Source organism: Amycolatopsis sp. SID8362, from assembly GCF_010550475.1.
Lineage (GTDB): Bacteria > Actinomycetota > Actinomycetes > Mycobacteriales > Pseudonocardiaceae > Amycolatopsis > Amycolatopsis eburnea.
In genome coordinates, this window is record NZ_JAAGNB010000405.1 from 1 (window position 1) to 2,582 (window position 2,582).

Sequence of the window (2,582 nt, forward strand, 5' to 3'; positions counted from 1 at the left end):
AGACGCGCAGCACGACTCCGTCGAGGCCCGATTCGCGGGCGTCCGCGACGATCCGCGTGCCGCCCAGCTTGGTCACGCCGTAGGGGGTGAGCGGCTGGGGGACCGCGGCCTCGGTGACCGGAACGCCCGGCGAGCCGCGGCCGTACTCCGCGGCCGAACCGAGGTGGACCAGCCGGACGCCCGGGCCGATCGCGCGCACCAGGTTCTCCGTGCCGACGACGTTCGTCGCGTTCATCGCCGCGGCATCGCCGGTCACAGCACCCGCGCAGTTGACGACGGCCCGCGGCGCGATCTTCGCGATCAGCGCGGCCGGCTCGGCGCTGCCGGCCGCGAGGTCGAGGACGTCGTGCGCGGGTGCGATCACCTCGATGCCCCGCGCGGCCGCCGCGCGCCGGACGTGCCCGCCGAGGAACCCGGAGGCGCCGATCACCAGGATGCGCATCGCGCGCCTTTCAGCAGGGACTCCTTGATGAGGTCGAACTCGGCGTTGGCGCGGTCGTAGTCGTCGGGACGGCCGATGTCGAGCCAGTACCCGCTGAACGCGTATTCGTGCGGCGGCGTGTGCCGGGCCAGCAGGTCGAGGACGAGCTCGTCGAAGCCGAAGGGGAGCCCGGGCGTGTAGGACCGCAGCGTTTGGCGGCGCAGCCCGTAGACGCCCATGCTGACGCGGTAGTCCAGTTTCGGCTTCTCGACGAAGTCCACCACCACGCCGTCCACTGTGGACAGGACGCCGAAGTCGACCTGCACCTGGCGCTGGTAGGTCGCCACGGTCAGCGGCGCGCCGCTTTCGGCGTGCTCGTGCAGCAGGTCGAGGTAGGAGATGTCGGTCAGCACGTCGCCGTTCATCACCAGGAACTCCTCGGGCAGCCGGTCGAGCAGCTCGAGGACCGGGCCCATCGTGCCCAGCGCGGAACCCTGCTGGTGGTAGTCGATGTCCAGGCCCCACCGCCTGCCGTCGCCCGCGTAGGAGCGGACCAGCTCGCCGAGGTGCCCGATCGCCAGCGTGACGCGGTCGAACCCGCAGTGCGCCAGCTGGCTCAGGACGATGTCGAGGATGGAGAACTCGTCCCCGATGGGCACGAGCGGTTTCGGCAGGCGGGTCGTGTAGGGCCGGAGTCTGATGCCTTTGCCGCCGGCCAGGATCACTGCGTGCATGGTCGCCTCCTCGAGTTCACTGGTTGTATTCGCCGGGCCGGTACCGCGCCAGGTTTCCCGGGTCGGAGAACCATTCGATGGTCGTGCGCAGGCCCTCGTCGCGGGTTCGCAGCGGGCGCCAGCCGGTGCGCTGGGTGAGCTTCGACGCGTCGCACACCAGCCGCATGACCTCGGAGTCCTTGGGGCGCAGGCGTTCGGTGTCCTCGACGATGTCGGCGTGGCGGCCCATCAGCCGCGCGATGTCGGCCACGAGCGTGCCGACCGACACCTCGGCGCCCGTTCCCGCGTTGAACTGCTCGCCGAGCACCGCCGAAGCCGGCGCCGTGCCGAGCGCGACGAACGCCTCGGCGGTGTCCGTGACGTAGGTGAAGTCCCGTGTCGGCGCGAGGGCGCCGAGCCGCAGCTGCCGGGCACCGGCCGCCAGCTGCGTGATGACCGCGGGGATCACCGCACGCGCGGACTGCCGCGGACCGAACGTGTTGAACGGGCGGAGCGTGACCGCGGGCACCTCGAAGCTCAGGTGGTAGGACTCGACCAGCTTGTCCGCGGCGATCTTGGAGGCGGCGTACGGGGACTGTGCCTGCAGCGGGTGCTGCTCGCTGATCGGCACCGTCCGCGCCGTCCCGTAGGTCTCGCTGGTCGAGGTGTGCACCAGCCGCGGCGTCCGGCACGCGCGCACCGCCTCCAGCACGTGCAGCGTGCCGATCGTGTTGGTGTCCACAAAGGACCGCGGGGCGGCGTAGGAGTACGGGATCGAGCCCAGCGCGGCCAGGTGGTAGACGACTTCGGCGCCCTCGACCAGCCGCAGCACGGTGGCCGGGTCGCGGACGTCGCCGAACACGACGTCGACCTGCTCGCGCGTCCCGGGATCGACGGTGTCCAGCCAGCCCCGCGAGCTGTACATGTTGTAGAGCACCATGGCGCGAACCCGGTGCCCGCGCCGCACCAGCGCTTCCACCAGGTGTGAACCGATGAAGCCCTCGGCGCCGGTGACGACGGCCAGTCCCGTCATGGGTCGATCCCTTCTCTAGAAGTGCCGCGACGCCTTGCCCAGGACGGCCACGGCGAACACGCAGAAGAACAGGAGCAGCCCGATCGTGGCGGCCAGTTGCGCCCGCACGCCGAACCCGCGCCCGGCCAGCTCCACCGCGAACGCGGCCGCGCAGGCCGCCAGCGGAACGACACGGGCACCCATGGTCTGCAGCAGCAGTGCCAGGAACATCGCCCCGCCGAGCGCGAGGTAGGCGCCGATCTGCGGGACGGCGCTCCAGCCGGGCTCGGCCAGCCCGGCCCGCCACGCGATCGCCGCGACCGCCGCGATCAGCAGGACGGTCGCCGCGAGGTACTGCGTCAGCGCGGCGAGCAGGACGAGCCGGACGCGGCGGGAGAACACCCGCAGCCGCCCGGTGGCGCCCAGCAGCCGTCGG

Annotated in this window: 4 protein-coding genes; all 4 read right to left on the reverse strand. The window is 71.8% G+C overall.

Going from position 1 to position 2,582, the window contains the following annotated elements:
- A partial coding sequence (locus G3I65_RS13220) for an NAD(P)-dependent oxidoreductase (protein WP_160696372.1) occupies positions 1-442 on the reverse strand: 442 nt, incomplete at its 3' end.
- Positions 427-1,155 carry a sugar phosphate nucleotidyltransferase gene (locus tag G3I65_RS13225; RefSeq protein WP_160696373.1) on the reverse strand — a complete coding sequence of 243 codons (729 nt, stop codon included), beginning with the start codon at positions 1,153-1,155 and terminating at the stop codon, positions 427-429. The genes G3I65_RS13220 and G3I65_RS13225, both read right to left, overlap by 16 nt.
- A gap of 16 nt (positions 1,156-1,171) precedes the next feature.
- Positions 1,172-2,167 carry a GDP-mannose 4,6-dehydratase gene (locus tag G3I65_RS13230; protein WP_160696374.1) on the reverse strand — a complete coding sequence of 332 codons (996 nt, stop codon included), beginning with the start codon at positions 2,165-2,167 and terminating at the stop codon, positions 1,172-1,174.
- A 15-nt stretch (positions 2,168-2,182) separates the two neighbouring features.
- A partial coding sequence (locus G3I65_RS13235; protein WP_203612370.1) for a hypothetical protein occupies positions 2,183-2,582 on the reverse strand: 400 nt, incomplete at its 5' end.

Excerpts from the sequence above, each read along its gene's own strand:
- G3I65_RS13225 (WP_160696373.1), bottom strand. The coding sequence starts at position 1,155 with ATGCACGCAGTGATCCTGGCCGGCGGCAAAGGCATCAGACTCCGGCCC.
- G3I65_RS13230 (WP_160696374.1), bottom strand. The coding sequence starts at position 2,167 with ATGACGGGACTGGCCGTCGTCACCGGCGCCGAGGGCTTCATCGGTTCA.